The sequence below is a fragment of the Bacillus sp. (in: firmicutes) genome, assembly GCA_017656295.1.
In the GTDB taxonomy this organism is placed as follows: Bacteria; Bacillota; Bacilli; order Bacillales; family JACDOC01; genus JACDOC01.
Genome location: JACDOC010000002.1, coordinates 80,240 through 96,950, shown reverse-complemented (window position 1 = coordinate 96,950; position 16,711 = coordinate 80,240). Strand labels below are relative to the sequence as shown.

General features: G+C 39.0%; 18 protein-coding genes. All 18 read right to left on the bottom strand.

Going from position 1 to position 16,711, the window contains the following annotated elements:
• Window positions 1-42: 42 nt before the first annotated feature.
• Complete coding sequence (locus tag H0Z31_03215; protein MBO8176447.1) at window positions 43-318, bottom strand: YlmC/YmxH family sporulation protein; 276 nt, start codon at window positions 316-318, stop codon at window positions 43-45.
• 125 nt (window positions 319-443) lie between these two features.
• Window positions 444-1,220, bottom strand: coding sequence for an RNA polymerase sporulation sigma factor SigG (gene sigG, locus H0Z31_03210; protein ID MBO8176446.1), 777 nt, complete (start codon window positions 1,218-1,220; stop codon window positions 444-446).
• A gap of 131 nt (window positions 1,221-1,351) precedes the next feature.
• Window positions 1,352-2,071 carry an RNA polymerase sporulation sigma factor SigE gene (sigE, locus tag H0Z31_03205; GenBank protein MBO8176445.1) on the bottom strand — a complete coding sequence of 240 codons (720 nt, stop codon included), beginning with the start codon at window positions 2,069-2,071 and terminating at the stop codon, window positions 1,352-1,354.
• Window positions 2,072-2,117: 46 nt separating this feature from the next.
• Entirely contained in the window at window positions 2,118-3,047 is a 930-nt protein-coding gene (spoIIGA, locus tag H0Z31_03200; protein ID MBO8176444.1) for a sigma-E processing peptidase SpoIIGA, read from the bottom strand.
• A gap of 252 nt (window positions 3,048-3,299) precedes the next feature.
• Entirely contained in the window at window positions 3,300-3,470 is a 171-nt protein-coding gene (locus tag H0Z31_03195) for a hypothetical protein (GenBank protein ID MBO8176443.1), read from the bottom strand.
• A gap of 40 nt (window positions 3,471-3,510) precedes the next feature.
• Window positions 3,511-4,653 (bottom strand): cell division protein FtsZ, encoded by a 1,143-nt coding sequence (gene ftsZ, locus H0Z31_03190; GenBank protein MBO8176442.1) that lies wholly within the window; start codon window positions 4,651-4,653, stop codon window positions 3,511-3,513.
• 41 nt (window positions 4,654-4,694) lie between these two features.
• Window positions 4,695-5,987 carry a cell division protein FtsA gene (gene ftsA, locus H0Z31_03185; GenBank protein MBO8176441.1) on the bottom strand — a complete coding sequence of 431 codons (1,293 nt, stop codon included), beginning with the start codon at window positions 5,985-5,987 and terminating at the stop codon, window positions 4,695-4,697.
• 112 nt (window positions 5,988-6,099) lie between these two features.
• On the bottom strand, window positions 6,100-6,462 hold the full coding sequence (locus H0Z31_03180) for a small basic family protein (GenBank protein ID MBO8176440.1): 363 nt from the start codon (window positions 6,460-6,462) through the stop codon (window positions 6,100-6,102).
• Window positions 6,462-7,136 (bottom strand): DUF881 domain-containing protein, encoded by a 675-nt coding sequence (locus H0Z31_03175; protein ID MBO8176439.1) that lies wholly within the window; start codon window positions 7,134-7,136, stop codon window positions 6,462-6,464. The genes H0Z31_03180 and H0Z31_03175 overlap by 1 nt, the downstream gene beginning before the upstream one ends.
• Window positions 7,137-7,233: 97 nt before the next feature.
• Window positions 7,234-7,941, bottom strand: a complete 708-nt coding sequence (locus tag H0Z31_03170; protein MBO8176438.1) for a DUF881 domain-containing protein — start codon at window positions 7,939-7,941, stop codon at window positions 7,234-7,236.
• A complete protein-coding gene (locus tag H0Z31_03165; protein MBO8176437.1) occupies window positions 7,916-8,704 on the bottom strand; it encodes an FtsQ-type POTRA domain-containing protein in 789 nt (262 codons plus the stop codon). Before H0Z31_03165 ends, H0Z31_03170 begins: the two co-directional genes overlap by 26 nt.
• A 175-nt stretch (window positions 8,705-8,879) precedes the next feature.
• Window positions 8,880-9,788, bottom strand: coding sequence for a UDP-N-acetylmuramate dehydrogenase (murB, locus tag H0Z31_03160; protein ID MBO8176436.1), 909 nt, complete (start codon window positions 9,786-9,788; stop codon window positions 8,880-8,882).
• 28 nt (window positions 9,789-9,816) lie between these two features.
• A complete protein-coding gene (gene murG, locus H0Z31_03155) occupies window positions 9,817-10,905 on the bottom strand; it encodes an undecaprenyldiphospho-muramoylpentapeptide beta-N-acetylglucosaminyltransferase (GenBank protein MBO8176435.1) in 1,089 nt (362 codons plus the stop codon).
• A 374-nt stretch (window positions 10,906-11,279) separates the two neighbouring features.
• A complete protein-coding gene (gene spoVE, locus H0Z31_03150; protein ID MBO8176434.1) occupies window positions 11,280-12,380 on the bottom strand; it encodes a stage V sporulation protein E in 1,101 nt (366 codons plus the stop codon).
• 79 nt (window positions 12,381-12,459) lie between these two features.
• Window positions 12,460-13,812 (bottom strand): UDP-N-acetylmuramoyl-L-alanine--D-glutamate ligase, encoded by a 1,353-nt coding sequence (locus H0Z31_03145; protein MBO8176433.1) that lies wholly within the window; start codon window positions 13,810-13,812, stop codon window positions 12,460-12,462.
• Window positions 13,813-14,787 carry a phospho-N-acetylmuramoyl-pentapeptide-transferase gene (locus H0Z31_03140; protein MBO8176432.1) on the bottom strand — a complete coding sequence of 325 codons (975 nt, stop codon included), beginning with the start codon at window positions 14,785-14,787 and terminating at the stop codon, window positions 13,813-13,815.
• Window positions 14,781-15,242, bottom strand: a complete 462-nt coding sequence (locus H0Z31_03135; protein MBO8176431.1) for a hypothetical protein — start codon at window positions 15,240-15,242, stop codon at window positions 14,781-14,783. Before H0Z31_03135 ends, H0Z31_03140 begins: the two co-directional genes overlap by 7 nt.
• Window positions 15,242-16,708, bottom strand: a complete 1,467-nt coding sequence (locus H0Z31_03130; GenBank protein ID MBO8176430.1) for a UDP-N-acetylmuramoyl-L-alanyl-D-glutamate--2,6-diaminopimelate ligase — start codon at window positions 16,706-16,708, stop codon at window positions 15,242-15,244. The genes H0Z31_03135 and H0Z31_03130 overlap by 1 nt, the downstream gene beginning before the upstream one ends.
• Window positions 16,709-16,711 lie beyond the last annotated feature (3 nt).

Genomic DNA, 16,711 nt, shown 5'->3' with positions numbered 1-16,711 from the left:
ATTTCTTTTTTCTTTAGTTTAACATATTTGTGGTTTCTTTCGTCACTCTTTTGGCTTTTCTAATTGATATTGAAACGTTGTTGACTCTTTTAAGCGAACAAGAATAACATCGGCACCAATTTTTACAATTTGTGTCCATGGTATATATAAGTCGTCATCTTTTCCTAGAAAACCAAATAGTTTCCCGCTTCCTCCAATAATCACTGCGGTTATTTTTCCAGTGTCTGTATTAATTTCAAAATCGACAATGTTTCCTAATCGACGGCCGTCCGAAATGTTCACAACATCTTTTATTTGAAATTCTGAAATTCTTACCATTTTTGTCCCTCACTTTTCACTCTATTTACTTTCAATATATGCGGAATGAAAAGAACTTCATGAGTTTTAGACAAGTTGTATTCAAAAATTCCATAAATAAAAAAAGGCTCCACAAATTGGGAGCACTAATGAATATTTTTATTCATTTGTTTGATCGCTGCTTTTTCTAACCGTGACACTTGAGCTTGGGAGATACCGATTTCTTCGGCCACTTCCATCTGTGTCTTCCCTTGGAAAAAGCGTTTGCGAATAATCATTTTTTCCCGCTCATTTAATCTTCTTAAGCCCTCTTTTAACGCGATTTCTTCAATCCATTGACTATCTTTATTTCGTTCATCACTTAATTGATCCATCACATAAATCGGGTCTCCCCCATCATTGTAAATCGGTTCGAACAGGGAAACAGGGTCTTGAATTGCATCTAATGCAAATACTACTTCTTCATGAGAAACTTCTAATTCTTTCGCAATTTCTTCAGCCGTCGGTTCCCTTGACGTTTCTGACATCAGACGTTCACGGACTTGCAAAGCTTTATACGCAATATCCCGTAATGAACGTGATACCCGAATCGGATTATTATCACGTAAATAGCGTCGAATTTCTCCGATAATCATTGGGACCGCATACGTTGAAAATTTAACATTTTGACTTAGATCAAAATTATCAATGGATTTCATTAAGCCAATGCATCCAACTTGAAACAAATCATCGACATATTCTCCCCGATTGTTAAATCGTTGAATGACGCTTAATACAAGGCGTAAGTTTCCATTGACGAGCTTTTCCCTCGCAGAAAGATCTCCCGCTTGCATTTGGCGAAAGAGCTCGCGCATTTCTTCGTTCTTTAATACAGGTAATTTGGAGGTATCTACACCGCAAATTTCAACTTTGTTACGTGACACAGACTTCCCCTCCTCACAGGAGCTCTTGTACAAAGTTAAGTATCTCCTTGCGAGGGAAAAATATGCATCACCAAAACCGTTAGAAACGCGGAGCCCTTGTCCTACTTACGTTGTAAATTAGAGAAAAAATTTTACACCATCTTGTTAAATTCTTTTCGTAATCGTTTAATGATGCGTTTTTCTAAACGAGAAATGTATGACTGAGAAATTCCTAGCATATCCGCGACATCTTTTTGCGTTTTTTCTTCTTCTCCTGATAGCCCAAAGCGAAGCTCCATAATTTGTTTTTCTCGATCGGAAAGTTGATGCAACGCTTTTTGTAGTAATTTTCGGTCGACGTTTGCTTCTAAATCTCTCGTTATAATATCGTCATCGGTTCCTAGAACATCAGAAAGTAGTAATTCATTTCCGTCCCAATCAATATTTAACGGTTCATCGAACGACACTTCTGCTCGGATTTTATTATTTCTCCGCAAATACATTAATATTTCGTTTTCAATACAGCGAGACGCATATGTAGCGAGCTTAATTTTTTTCTCTGGATTAAACGTATTTACAGCTTTAATTAAGCCGATGGTCCCGATGCTAATTAAGTCTTCGATGTTTATCCCCGTATTTTCAAATTTCCTAGCAATATAGACAACGAGTCGCAAGTTACGTTCTATGAGCAGTGAGCGAGCCGCCTTATCCCCCTTGGGTAATTTTTTTAATAACATTTCCTCTTCTTCTTTTGTTAACGGAGGAGGTAACGCTTCGCTGCCACCAATATAATATATTTCGTCTGTCTTAATTCCCAATTTAATTAATAGTTTGTACCAAAGATAAGATAAAAGAATGCGCCAATTCTTCATCATAGACTCCTCCTTTAAGATAAAATTTTTTATAGGAACAAGCTGTTTATGAGGCGGTTGAAACCGGGATTCCTGTCACCATTTTCGGATGGACAATACAGTGGAATGTTTGATCAGAGGACAATTGTTGTGTTGATAATACGACCAATGCTTTTTCTGGTATAAAGGTTTGATGATCGTTCGTCGTAATTTTTACATAGTCAACTTTATAGGCAATGAGTAATTGTTGATCATTACCGACAACTTTCGTTGGAAGAATACGAATACGATCTTCCCATTCATGCGGAAGCGTTATCGACGAATTCAATAAATCATCAGGGAACTTTGCAAGATGAACGACATCAGCTGGAAACCGCTCTTCCATACCTTTAATGGAGGCAATCATTACTGGAGATTGACTAATCGGATCTACGAGTTGGTTCCCACTATCAATAAGACCTATCCAGTGAAAAGTCTCCCCGTTTAATAAAACTTCCACTTGTACCCATCTGTCATATTGAATTTGAATATGTTCCATATGGTCAATTCGACTTTTTGTAAAATACCAAGCAAGAGGTAGTCCAAACATTACAAACACCCAACTAATCGGGTCGCCAAATCCTTTGGAAAGAGACGAATAAATCGATACTTCTATGGATGAATCAAATTGAATAAAATAATGAAGCCCGATTAAAAATCCCCCAAACAAAAAGGTTGTAAAATAAAAGGTCAATAACGATTTTAAAAAATAAGTGAAACGTCGAAACCGAAAGACGAACCAAACCATCAACACGGAAACAAACAATTTACTGATGGGATGTTGGATGTAAGAACTAACAGGAGTAATGCTGAATAGAATAACGAGAGAACCGATAAATCCTCCTACAACATACCTCCACCTTGGAATCGATTGTTTTAATATCCAGCCCGTCATCATCAGCAACAAACAATCGACTAACCAGTTTAACAACCAAATGACATCGAGGTAAACGGTCACTTTTCTCCTCCTTCACCGAGCGCTCCCTTCCTATTACGGAAAGTATACCGCATGAGGTTAGTCAAAAGGTGTCAGTTTATGTAAGGAATTCCAAACATATTTTTGTTCATTTTCTCGAAATTTGTCATTGGGGTACATACATATTCGGAAGTCTTGTTTCGTATTCTTTTGATTAGGGGAATTTTTCTAAAATGAGGATTGTTTAACTAAATTCATTTAAGGAAAAGCTCTATTAAATGTTACTGTTGATATTTATACATTACGCTTGTGGCGGACGCTTTCCGCGGGCAAGCCGCTTCCCTCGCTACGCTCAAGTATGGGTCTTGCGGCTTCTTGTTCCCGCTGGAGTCGCCGCCGTGTGAACAACTTGCTAAAAATCAACAATGAAAATATAACATAGCTTAATGAAAAAAGACCCGCCAAGTGCCAGCACTCGTACCGACACTTGTCAGGTCTTTTCCCATTAACGACGACGATTGCGATTACGTAAGAATGTTGGAATATCAAGTGTTTCTTCTATCGACTGATTGGAGCTACGATTGGATTCCATCGTTTGTGGCTCCTCACGTTTTACTTCTCTTTTTGGTTGAACATTGGTATTATTTGTTCGCACTTGATTTAAGTTTGGACGGGATTGTTTCGTTTGAATGGCTTCTTCATTAAACCCTGTTGCAATTACTGTCACAACAATCTCGTCTTTCAAATTTTCGTTAATAACGGAACCGAATATCATGTTCACATCTTGGTCAGAGGCAGAAGCGACAATGTCAGCTGCTTCTTGAACTTCATATAGGCTTAAATTTGTACCACCTGTAATATTCATTAATACGCCTTGAGCACCGTCAATGGATGTTTCTAATAACGGGCTGGAAATCGCTTTTTTAGCTGCCTCAGCCGCGCGGTTTTCACCAGATGCAACACCAATACCCATTAAAGCCGATCCTTTATTAGACATAATTGTTTTTACATCGGCAAAGTCAAGGTTGATTAAACCAGGAACGGCAATTAAGTCTGAAATTCCTTGTACACCTTGACGTAATACATTGTCAGCTTCACGGAACGCTTCTAGCATTGGCGTACTCTTATCAACAATTTCTAGAAGACGGTCGTTTGGAATAACGATTAACGTATCAACTGCTTCTTTCATCGCAGCAATTCCGCCTTGTGCTTGAGTGGCACGTTTGCGACCTTCGAACGTAAATGGGCGTGTTACTACACCTACAGTTAAGGCTCCTAAATCGCGAGCAATTTGAGCGATTACTGGTGCAGCTCCGGTACCCGTACCACCGCCCATACCAGCAGTAACGAATACCATATCTGCTCCTTTTAAAGCTTCCTCAATTTGCTCTTTACTTTCTTCGGCCGCTTTTTTACCTACTTCTGGATTTGCCCCAGCACCAAGACCACGTGTTAATTTTGCACCGATTTGCATTTTAATTTCAGCTTTTGATAGATTTAAAGCTTGTGCGTCCGTATTAACAGCAATAAATTCTACCCCTTGAACACCATGTTCAATCATTCGGTTGACAGCGTTGTTTCCGCCACCACCAACACCTATAACTTTTATTGTGGCAAATTGGTCTAAATTCGTATCAAACTCCAACATGGCAAAATCCTCCTAATTCGTCGATATTCCAATAGATGTATTTACTCAAAAAAGTAACCAAAGAATTTTTTCATTTTTGTTGAAAGTTTATCTTCCTGTTTAGTTGGTTTATTCTCTACCTTCCCCTTCGACTGGACAGTTTTCACTGTGTTTTTCTCAGGTATCTCAACAGGAATTGGGCTTGCGCTTACCTTTCTGCCTTGTATTCTGGCAGTCTTGTAAGCATACTTTATGAGCCCAACAGATGTTGTATATTGAGGCTCTCTGACACCGATGTAGTCAGGTACGGCAATGCGTACACGATTATGGAAGACAAATTGAGCTAATTCTAAAATACCAGGTATGTTAGCGACACCACCAGTTAGGACAAATCCACCTGGTATATCATGTACACCCATTCGTTTTAATTCATGTAGTACAAGATCAAATGTTTCTTCTAATCTAGCTTCAATAATATCAGCAACTTCTAATTGATTAAACTGTTGGTGTTGATCACTTCCAATAATCGGAACGCTAAACACTTCTTCTTCAGAAGCATGGTCATAAAAAGCGTAACCATATTTTTTCTTGATTCGTTCTGCATCTTCCGTTGTTGTTTTTAAACCGATCGATAAATCTTTTGTAATATGGTCTCCTCCAACTGGGAGGACGCATGTACCTTGAAGATGCCCATGTTCAAAATAAGCAACGGTTGTTGATCCTCCTCCAATATCGATTAGTGCCGTACCCATATTTAATTCATCTTTTGATAAGGCAATAGCCCCAGCAGCAAGGGGTTGGAGCACGATATCAACAATTTCTAACCCAGCTCGTTCCACGCATCTTAAAGTGTTATGTAACATTGTTTTGGAACCAGTAATGATGGTACCTTCCATTTCTAGGCGAACACCAATCATTCCTCGCGGGTCGTTGATTCCATCCAATCCATCCACGATAAATTGTTTTGGGATGACATTAATAATTTCACGCTCAGGAGGAATGGAAATCACTTGGGCTGCATCCATCACCCTAGCCACATCTTCATCGGTTATTTCACGGTTTTCACTCGAAACGGCAACGACCCCGTGACACGGTTGTAACATAACGTGATTACCAGAAACACCGACAATCACTTGATTGATGTTCATCCCAATCATTCTTTCGGCTTGGTCTACCGCTTTTTTAATAGATTGAACAGTTGCATCTATGTCAACTACAGAGCCTTTTTTTATGCCCTCTGAAGGTATATTACCAACTCCAATTATATTTAAGGAATCATTGACCATCTCGCCAATGATAACTTTAATGGTTGAAGTACCAATATCGATACTTACAAAAATTTCATTGCTGTTCATCCTGTGGCACCTCCTTCACAAATCCAATACTTACAAGATGAAAATTACCAAGGAAATGAAAAAATATCTTCTAAAAATATTCGTCAAAAATGTTTTTATCCCTCTAAAAAAATCAATTTTTTTCTGTTTTTTCATTGGTTGTAGACCATTTATGTAACAGTATTCGTCGAATAACAGCGATATTTTGAAACAGGCGAACGCCAAAAGCAAAAACCGCTGCTAAATACAAGTCTACACCAAGATGAACACCTAGAAAAGCTAAACTTGCCGCAAGAAGGATATTAAAGAAAAAGCCGGAAACAAACACTTTTTCATCGTAGGTATCTTGCAAGTGTGCTCTTATACCCCCAAATAACGTATCAAGAGCCGCTAGTACAGCGATGGACAAATAGTTTGAATACTCATCTGGAATCGTAATGTCGGTTAATAACCCGAGCACAATTCCGATGAGAAGTCCTAATATAGGGAGCCACATTATCCATTTCCTCCTTTATCATTGACAGGCTCCAAATAGCGAATACGCAACGTTTGGTTGTACGCAGGAACTGTTATCGATGTTAGCGGTTCCGACACATGTACTTGCAAATTGTCAATGAAAAACTCTTCCACGACACGTGAGACTTTAACCAAGTTATATAGTTTTTCTGCCGATGGAAAATCTTTTGTAACCACCTTAATTTCTAATGGCATTTGATCAATGGACTGACCATTCACTTTCGTTTCCCCGTTGATGTCACGAATAACCGTCGAATTAATCACCCGTTGATCTGCAATAGAGATATGCTCGGCCTCATATTTATTTAATTCATTAACAAGCCGCTGAAGTAGAACAGGTGAAACTTGCGGGACTTCATATCCAAATAATAACTCTTCATGTAAAGGTTCAATCGTTAATATAACCCCTGGGCCCGTGATATCCGTTAAACCTGCTTCTGCTTTTAATTCCTCTAACGTTTCGCGTAACGCTTGTTCTTTACTCTGCTTGCGCTCTGATTCATATTTAGCCATTTTTTCTTCTTGAGAACGAATTTCTTTAATCAAATTCGATTGAAGCTCTTTTTCTTTTAAAAGAGCTTCCCGTAGTTCCCAAATGTCTCGTGTATCCCGCACATCTGGATTTTGAACTGTTTGAAATTGAATGGCCAGCATAAATCCAATGATGATGGTTATGATTGTGAAGTGAATACATTTTCCAACACTCACTCCTTTTCACCTTGCCCTCTTTTTAATAACTTACTTCATGACGTTACGAATCACCATAAATCGGTTCGAGGATGATTTCATTCTTTTTTTCAAGGGTAAAAACAATGTTATCATTGACCAACTGATCTTTAACTCCCCCAGTAATATTTAAAGCAGAAGCTAGAACATCAGGGTCGCCAATTGCGGAAATAACAAACGGTGCTGGATGCTGATAACCATCAACTGTAATGACCGGGCCATCACAAATAATGTAGGAGTTATGTGTTAATCGTTGACCATTAATGGCGACTGCACTAGCACCAGCAATGTACAGCTCATTAACAACTTTAAACACATGATGTTCGTGTACTAAGTAATTATTAACATTTTCTTCTTCTGGGCGATAATCACCATCTGCTAAAGTGACTTCGACCCCTTTTCCCTTGACTTTCACCTTTCCAAGAAACATCCGGTATTTCTCCGCATCCTCCGCTAAGTTAAAAAAGATTTGCTCTTCCTTTGACAGTTCTTGTTCCATTTCGCGAACTTGTTCTTGTTTTTGGAACAATTCCGACTGTAATTGACGTGTTTTTTCTTGGTGTCTGATTAGCTGGGTACGTAATGAATCTTCCTTTTCCCATTGGGAATTGCTAATTACACCTTGATGTTTTGCTTGTCTTGTATGACTATATGAAAAGGCTAATATAAAACCTAGCACTAGGGTGACAAGAGTAAGGATCACATTTCTACCCTTCACTTTCACCTTCCTCATCGTCCACTTCTCCTTCTGTCTCATATGCCCTGAAAAACGAACCGACTTCTAAATCGATGATTCCTTTCACATTCGGATCAATTTGATTAACAATCGATGGATAATAAATCATTTTTTGAGCAAATGTGCGAATGGTTGCACTAACCTCAAATCCGTCATTCATATAAAGAGTAATGTGGTGCTTGTCCGATTCTTTTGGCTCATAATAAATTTCAGAAATAGAATGAATAATTTCTGATGGCAATTGTTCTAATTGATCAATCATTTCATTTAATACCGCCCCTTCCTTAAAGTTGAGCAACAAAGGGGCATATACTGGTAAAGAGGAAGAAGGTTGGTTTTGGATGACCGTCCCGTTTTCTAATACAGGATAAAAGGATTTTCCTTTTACAATATACGCAATTTTCCGGTGTTCCTCTATGGTGATTGTTACCGTACGGAAAAAGGAAACTTGGACAGAAGCCTTTTTTACTTCAGCAAGTGCTTCAATTCGTTGTTGAACTTCGTCTTTATCAATATCCCAAAGATTCATACCAACTGCCAGTTGACTTGCCTGCACAATTTCATTTTCACTAATGGCACTATTTCCTTTAACAGATATGGATTTTACATGACTAAGAGGGGATTGAAAATAGACGATTGACAAAATAAGCGAAAAAAATAAACTAATTAACAATATCAGTCGACGATTTGTTTTTTTTCGTCGCTGCTCCTTTAATTTAGGAATCCTCTCTTCTAATGAAATAACCTTCCCTTTTTCCATGAACCTTCCTCCGAACTTTGAGAACAACTAATCCATTTCTGAAAACGGAAGAACGGCACGAATGGATTCATGCCGTTTCAGCACTACAATCCTCTTTATCTTATTTACGTCCGACATCCAACTCGCTAATTCTATTGTATACGAACCAAAATAAGGATAAAAGAGGAAAATCCGCTTATTTTCTGCCAATAATCTCTACTTCCGTTTCCATGTTGATACCAAATTTTTCACGGATCGTTTTTTTAATATGGTCAATTAACTGTAAGACGTCTTGACATGTCGCTTTATCGGCATTGACAATAAAGTTTCCATGCATATCCGAAATTTGCGCACCGCCAATTTGGTACCCTTTTAGACCAGCCTCTTCGACTAATTTTCCTGCATAGTGAGGAAGAGGATTACGAAAGATACTTCCTGCACATGGATATGACCATGGTTGAGTTTCTTTCCGGTATTCTTTATTCTTTTTAATTTCTGCCATAATTTGTTCTTTATCGCCTTTTTTTAACGTGAAAATAGCTTCAAGGACAATTCCCGGGCGCTTTTTCTGTAATACGGACGTTCGATACGAAAACTCCATTTCTTCATTTGTCAGCCATTCCATCGTTCCATCCGGGAATAAAATGTGTGCTTTCTTTAATATGTTGGAAATGTCTGATCCATGGGCACCAGCATTCATATAAACGGCGCCGCCAACGGATCCAGGAATTCCTCCGGCAAATTCAAGACCAGATAATCCCATACGGCTTATTTGTGTTGCTAACGTCACTAATGAATATCCGCCACCCACACGAATTTCTTCCCCATCAATGTCTAATTGGTCAATGCCTTTACCGAGCTTTATTACAACCCCTTCAATTCCTTCATCAGACACTAAAAGGTTTGAACCTCGACCAATCGCTCGCCATGGTACATCATATTTTGTTATAATATCCATCGTTTTTTTTAAGTCTTCTATCGAGTTTGGTTCCACAAAAACATCTGCTGGACCACCAATTTTGATGGTTGTATGCAAGGAAAGCGGTTCTTGTATTTTCACCTTCCCTACATTAGCTTCCTGCAATTTATGAATCAATTCCTTCAATTTTTTCGCTCCTCTCCGAAGGTTCATTTTACTTCGTTAACGATTGAATTAAGTTATACAAGCGATTCGAAGCATCTGGTATGCCTAAAGCTTTCGCGTTCTTTTTCATTAACGCTAACTTTTTTTCGTTAGATAAAATAGATTCAATTTTCTTGTACAAACGTTCACTAGTTAACTCGTTTTCAAGGATTAACATAGCTGCATCTTTTTCCGTTAACGCCCGGGCATTTTTTTCTTGATGATTATTCGTCACATACGGACTCGGTATTAATATGGACGGTACACCTAAAGCTGTAAGTTCGGCTAATGTTGTCGCTCCAGCTCTTGAGACAACAAGATCGACACTTGCCAATACTTCAGGCATGTTATGAATGAACGGTACAACCGATACATGGTTGGTCTTTGTGTTTAATAACTTTTCTTGTACCTGTTCATAATGAGCATCACCAGTAACATATAACACTTGAAAGGGAGGGGTTGGATAATTTTTTAACATTTCCACAACCGCTTCATTAATCGGCCGAGCACCACGTGATCCACTAAAAATAAGAACGGTTGGCAGCTCATGAGATAATCCGAATCTTTCTAAAACGCCTTTCCCATTGGCACCTACCACTTCGGTCGCACGAGGATTTCCCGTCAATACGACTTTATCTGCCGGAAAGTACGAATGGGATGATTCAAAACACGTAGCCACATAATCTACGTACCGACTTAAAAATTTGTTTGTTAAACCGGGGACACTATTTTGTTCATGAATAATTGTTGGAATACCCAATTTCGCCGCTGCATACACAACTGGTCCAGAGACGTAGCCACCCGTTCCAATAACGACATCGGGTTGAAATTCTTTTAAATACGCTTTACTATCTTTCACACCTTTTAAAAATCGATAAACGGTTTTAAAATTTTCCAACGACAATGAGCGCTTAAAACCAGTAATTTCGATTGCTTTAAAAGGAATATTTTCTCGCGGAACTAGCTTCGACTCCAGCCCTTTTTCTGTACCTATATATAAAAATTGCGTGTCCCGGTGATTTTGTTGCAAGGAACGGATAAACGCTAATGCTGGATATATATGGCCGCCCGTTCCTCCCCCACTGACGACAATTTTCATGTTTCCACCTCAGATCTTCATAAACTTTTTCGTATGTATCCTCATATATTTAACGTATGTATCCTTAACATCGATACCCTATTCTACTATATTCTAAACAACACATGGGCGTTAGTAAAACAATGTCATTGAAATTTAAAAAAACTGAATTATTGTAAGAAAAGCGAAGGCGACTGATTAGCCTCGACGCGCGCTGGAGGACCTGCGGAGGACTTTCGTTGGCTGTTTCTTTCCGTTTCATTCTTTTTTCTTTCTGTTTTTCGGTATTTACTTTCCGTTTGTCATCTTTTACTTTCCAATTTTCTAATTTTACCAATTAAATGTAATTCAATACGAACGAAAAGAAACCTGTATCAACTACAGGTTTCTTTCATTTAATACCTTGCATAACGGCTGATATTTAACAATACACCTACAGCCATTAACATTAATGTTAAGGAAGAGCCTCCGTAGCTTAAAAAAGGCAACGTGATTCCGGTAACTGGCATCAAGCCTGTTACAACACCAACATTAATCATCACTTGTATGGCAATCATCGAAATAATGCCTACTGCCAACAAACTACCGTATAAATCCGGTGCACCTAACGATATACGAATCCCTCGCCACAATAGTAAAGCGAACAACAATAGAACAAACGTCGCCCCGATAAACCCAAGCTCTTCAGAAATAATAGCAAAAATAAAATCCGTTTGTGGCTCTGGTAAATAAAAAAACTTTTGACGACTTTGCCCAAGTCCTAATCCGAACAAGCCCCCTGGACCGATAGCATAAAGCGACTGGATAATTTGAAAACCGCTCCCTAACGGATCAGACCACGGATCTAAAAAGGAGGTAATACGTTTGATTCGATAAGGGGCAGATAACACTAATCCTGCAAAACCTACTAATCCCACCATCCCTAACATAATAAAATGGCTAATACGGGCACCTGAGATAAAAATCATCACCACACACGTCCCCACCATGACCGTCCCTGTCCCTAAATCGGGCTGTAACATAATCATGGCAAACGCAAGAAACACAATGGATAGCGAAGGAAGCAATCCTCGCTTAAAAGAGGTAATCATTTTTTGTCGTTCCGATAAAAATTTCGCTAAAAAGGCAATCATGGCTAGTTTCATAAATTCAGAAGGTTGAATAGAAAATGCCCCGACACCAATCCAGCTGCGAGAGCCATTTCGAACAACTCCGATTCCTGGAATTAGCACTAAGATGAGTAAAACAAAACATACAATTAACAAAACTTTGGCCCATGTCCGCCATGTCCAATAATCGATGTTCATTAAAAAAAACATGGCAAATACTCCAACTCCTGCAAACAGTAGCTGGCGCTTCACAAAGAAAAACGAATCGTCAAATTTATAACTCGCCCATACAGCACTAGCACTATACACCATAATTAATCCGACGGCTAGTAACGATAATGTGACTATTACTAAAAGAAAATCAGGCGTCGATTTCTTGACCGGCACATGACAACACCTCTCACACCTAGTAGAGCTTAAATACCGGTGTTTTCGTCTAGGTGTATGTTTCTATTGAGTCAAGCTCTCATTTTAACTTATGCACAGCTTCAATAAAAATATCACCACGGACTTCAAAAGTTTTATATTGATCCCAGCTTGCACAAGCTGGTGATAGCAAGATGACATCTCCTGGAGAAGATAATTCGTATGCAACCGGAACAGCTTCTTCTACATTATCGACACGCCGAATCGTTTCTATTCCAGCTTTGTTCCCAGCATCGGCAATCTTTTGTGCCGTCTGCCCAAACGTAATAAGTGCTTTTACGTTTTTCATCGCTGGAACAAGTTCATCAAAATTATTGCCACGGTCAAGTCCGCCTGCGAGTAAAATGACCGGCTGATCGAACGCCTTCAATGCACTTTGTGTTGCTAAAATATTCGTTGCCTTTGAATCATTATAGAACGCTCTTCCATTAAGCTCTTTTACAAATTGAGTCCGGTGTTTGACACCGCTAAACGTTGTTAACACCCGGTATATGGCGTCATTGGAAACCCCTTTTAACTTTACAACCGCAACCGCGGCTAAAATGTTTTCTAAATTATGTTGACCTGGAAGGCGAATTTCTTTGACAGGCATAATTCGCTCTGTTTGAAACATAAGCCAACCGTTTTCGATGTACGCCCCAATAGAAACTTTACGAGTAGTTGAAAACGGAACGTGCATCCCTTTTCCACTATTTGCAATAGCGACAACTTCGTCTTGATCAGCGTTGTAAACAAAATAGTCGGTTTTAGTTTGATTTTTAATGAGTTGAGCTTTTGCATTGACATACTCTTGTTTTGTACCGTGATAATCTAAATGGGCGTCGTAAATATTTGTTAGTACCGCAATTTTCGGACAAAATTTGTCAATGCCCATTAATTGAAACGATGAAAGTTCAATGACAATATCATTCGCTTTCGTCGCCTGTTGAACGACTTCAGAAGCTACTTTTCCGATATTCCCAGCAATTAACGGAGCTTTCCCACCTTCTTTTAACATTTCAAAAATGAGCGTCGTCGTTGTTGTTTTCCCATTCGTCCCCGTGATACCAATAAACTCTGCTTCACAAATTTCGTATGCAAGCTCGACTTCTGTAATAATTGGAATCCCTTTTTTAAGAGCCCGTTCTACTAACGGGTTGTCATAAGGAATTCCGGGGTTTTTCACAATGAGTTCAAATCCTTCATCGATGAGCTCAAGCGGATGACCTCCGCAAATGACCTTAATTCCTTCATCTAATAAGTTTTGAGCTTCTGGGTTTTCCGACAACGGTTTGTAATCATTGACGGTAACAAAAGCACCTAACTTATGTAAAAGCGAGGCAGCACTTACCCCGCTTTTCGCTAATCCTAATACAAGGACTTTTTTATTTTCATATTTTTTGATCGTTTTCAACTACATCCACACCTCGATATATGTTGCTAAAATGGAAAATAATAATCCGACAGTCCAGAACGTAACGACCACTCGCCATTCGGACCAACCCTTGAGTTCATAATGGTGATGCAACGGGCTCATCCGAAATACTCGCTTACCTGTCGTTTTAAAAGAAATGACTTGAATAATGACAGATAAAGTCTCGATGACAAATACACCACCAATTAAAACTAGCAAAAATTCCAATTTCGTTAAAATCGCAACCGTTGCAATAGCTCCTCCGAGGGCAAGGGAACCGGTATCTCCCATAAACACTTTTGCCGGGTGGGCATTAAAGACGAGAAACCCGAGAACCGCACCTACAACAGCAACAGAAAAAATCGCTACATCATATTGAGATTGATTCCATGCTAAGATGGCCAACGTTCCGAAAGCAATGGCCGATGTGCCGGATACTAAACCATCTAAACCATCTGTTAAATTCACTGCATTGGAAAAACCTACTAACCAAAAAATAATGAATAATACATAAAAATGTCCTAAATCAATCGACCAATCAATCAAAGGTACCGTAATCACCGTTGAAAAGTCGTGTTGTTGAAATACGATATAAAAGATCACTGAATTGACAATTTGCCCGAATAATTTTTGCTTAGAGGTTAAGCCTAAATTTCGTTTCATTACGACCTTGATAAAATCATCAAGAAATCCTAATAAACCAAAACCAATTGTAACGAGTAACAATAAGTATATCTCTACACTCGGCTTGGAATACTTCATTGTCATTAAAAGAGTTGAAATGATAATAGATATTAAAATGACAATTCCGCCCATGGTTGGGGTACCTGACTTTATCTGATGAGATTTTGGTCCCTCTTCCCGAATGCTTTGGCCAAATTTTAATCTTCGTAAAAAAGGGATAAATATTGGAGATAAAAGAACGGCAATTAAAAAGGCCATTAGCAACGTAAATAAAAGTACTTGCTCTAACATCTTTTATCCCCACCTTTCTTCCTATTGATGTGTTGCTGCAATTTGGTAATGTATCGAAAAATTTCCTTCTTTATTGCCCTATCATATGTTTTAATCCAATCATTCAGAAGTTTATCTTTTGTAAAAACGATGTTTGTCATCTGCTCCCACTCTTCTTTATTTAATTTCTGTAAGTATGTTTTTAAAAGGGTGAGAAGTGCTTCGTCCACCCTTTCGACAAAAAACACAGGAAAAAGTGTTGGTACTGCTGCTGGTAAAGGTTGATTGGAAGGCCACATGGCCGCGATGGCCCCTTGTTCAATCGCCTTTAGTATGTCAAAGGATGTTAACGCGATATATAATCCTTTCTCCCCATTTAGGGATAGGTCAAGCAACAACGAATGAAAACGAATTTGTTCGTCTTTTGCCCCCCGAAAATTGGGACAAACCGATGATACATCTTGAAATGTGAGCATTATAGACGCCCCTTAATCGCTTCTAATGCTACTTGACGATCATCAAAATCAAGGACTTGGTCGCCAATAATTTGATACGTCTCATGCCCTTTACCGGCAATAAGGACGACATCGCCTTGATTTGCTTCTTCAATTGCCCAAAAAATCGCTTGTTTACGGTCAGGTATCAATTGATACGCCTGTCCTTCGGCTCCTTGTTCCATATCCCGTAAAATTTGCATCGGATCTTCTGAACGAGGATTGTCTGATGTAAAGACCGGGATGTCTGCATATTGACACGCAATCCGAGCCATTATCGGCCGTTTCGTTTTATCTCGATCGCCTCCACAACCAACGACCACAAATATACGCTTGTCTGTTAATTGCTTGACTGTTTTTAACACATTTTCCAGACTATCTGGCGTATGCGCATAGTCGACGATGACGGAGAAGTTTTGACCGCCATCCACTACTTCAAACCGTCCAGCAACACCCGTTAACGATTGTATACCTTGTAAAATCGTATGTATTTCCATTCCGGAAACATATGCTGCTGCAACCGCCGCTAATACATTATAAACGTTAAATTTTCCAACTAACTTCATGTTGACGGTTGCTGTTCCTTCAGGATAGTGCAAAAGGAATCTCGTTCCGGTTGGGTGTAATTGAATATCCGTTGCACGAAAATCTGCTTCTTTTTCAATACCGTAAGTAACTACGTGTGCTCCAGCGGTTTCTATCATAAATTCAGTTGTAGCTGGATCATCGCTATTCATAATAGCATATTTCGGACGATTGTGATGGAACGTGTTTCCTAATTGGGCAAATAGAAGACCTTTGGCCCGACGGTATTCGTCCATCGTTCCGTGATAATCGAGATGATCCTGTGTTAAGTTCGTGAAAATAGCGATATCGTAATCACATCCATGCACACGACCTTGAACGAGCGCATGAGAGGAAACTTCCATCACCGCAGTAGTTACTTTATCATCTACCATTGCTTTAAACGTTTTTTGTAACGTTAAGCTATCCGGTGTCGTATTTTTCGTTTCTATTTTTCGGTCACCAATTTTCATGTACATGGTGCCAATTAAGCCGGTTTTTTCACCTGCTTGTTGAAACAAATGGTCAATTATTTGTGTCGTCGTTGTTTTTCCATTCGTCCCCGTTACTCCAATTAATCGGAATTTGTGGGTAGGTTGTCCATAAAAAATATCCGCTAAAAGTGCAAGGGCTTTTTTTGTATCTTTGACAATTATGGTTGGTACAGTTACCTTTACGTCTTTTTCTGCTAAAAGAGCGACTGCACCTTTCTTTACAGCTTCTTCGGCAAAGTTATGCCCATCAAATCGAGCCCCTGTGATGCAAACAAATAAACTTCCATTTTTCACATGTTGATGATTATTTTCAATAGAAGTAATCATAGGGTTTCCATGATGAAGCACTTTTTTAATTGGTAAGTATGAAAGTAATGTTTGTAAATCCATTGG

Bases quoted from the DNA above. Each gene is read 5' to 3' on its own strand.
- H0Z31_03215 (MBO8176447.1), bottom strand. From the start codon at position 318: ATGGTAAGAATTTCAGAATTTCAAATAAAAGATGTTGTGAACATTTCG.
- sigE (MBO8176445.1), bottom strand. From the start codon at position 2,071: ATGAAGAATTGGCGCATTCTTTTATCTTATCTTTGGTACAAACTATTA.
- ftsZ (MBO8176442.1), bottom strand. From the start codon at position 4,653: ATGTTGGAGTTTGATACGAATTTAGACCAATTTGCCACAATAAAAGTT.
- ftsA (MBO8176441.1), bottom strand. From the start codon at position 5,987: ATGAACAGCAATGAAATTTTTGTAAGTATCGATATTGGTACTTCAACC.
- H0Z31_03180 (MBO8176440.1), bottom strand. From the start codon at position 6,462: ATGTGGCTCCCTATATTAGGACTTCTCATCGGAATTGTGCTCGGGTTA.
- H0Z31_03175 (MBO8176439.1), bottom strand. From the start codon at position 7,136: ATGCTGGCCATTCAATTTCAAACAGTTCAAAATCCAGATGTGCGGGAT.
- H0Z31_03170 (MBO8176438.1), bottom strand. From the start codon at position 7,941: ATGAGGAAGGTGAAAGTGAAGGGTAGAAATGTGATCCTTACTCTTGTC.
- H0Z31_03165 (MBO8176437.1), bottom strand. From the start codon at position 8,704: ATGGAAAAAGGGAAGGTTATTTCATTAGAAGAGAGGATTCCTAAATTA.
- murG (MBO8176435.1), bottom strand. From the start codon at position 10,905: ATGAAAATTGTCGTCAGTGGGGGAGGAACGGGCGGCCATATATATCCA.
- H0Z31_03140 (MBO8176432.1), bottom strand. From the start codon at position 14,787: ATGTTAGAGCAAGTACTTTTATTTACGTTGCTAATGGCCTTTTTAATT.
- H0Z31_03135 (MBO8176431.1), bottom strand. From the start codon at position 15,242: ATGCTCACATTTCAAGATGTATCATCGGTTTGTCCCAATTTTCGGGGG.
- H0Z31_03130 (MBO8176430.1), bottom strand. From the start codon at position 16,708: ATGGATTTACAAACATTACTTTCATACTTACCAATTAAAAAAGTGCTT.